Below are 280 nucleotides of genomic sequence, written 5' to 3'. Positions count from 1 at the left end.
GGATCGCGAGCGGAGCGGTCGAGCTGACGTGGTGGCCGAACGGGACCGCCTCCTCGAGCAGGCCGTGGAGCTCCAGGCAGGACGGGACCGTGCCGTACGGGAGCTGAAGCTGGCCGAGTCGACCGCGGCCACTCGGCTCGAGCAGCTCAGGGCGCTGCGCGAGGAGCACCGGGCGCTGCAGGAACGTGCGGCGCGCGTGCCGGCGCCCTCGGCCCTCGACCGGACCGACACGCCGGGCGTCGCGGCACCGTCGGCCTCCGACGTCGAGCGCGATCGGACC

1 protein-coding gene is annotated in these 280 nt (G+C 75.7%); it reads left to right on the top strand.

The window, feature by feature from the left end:
* Positions 1 to 31: 31 nt before the first annotated feature.
* The coding region (locus QWY28_RS23580; RefSeq protein WP_300955342.1) for a hypothetical protein at positions 32 to 280 on the top strand (249 nt) is incomplete at its 3' end.

It is taken from the genome of Nocardioides oceani (genome assembly GCF_030412965.1).
GTDB classification, from domain to species: Bacteria; Actinomycetota; Actinomycetes; order Propionibacteriales; family Nocardioidaceae; genus Nocardioides; species Nocardioides oceani.
Note: the sequence above shows the minus strand (reverse complement) of the source record. Positions and strands in the feature narration are given on the sequence as shown.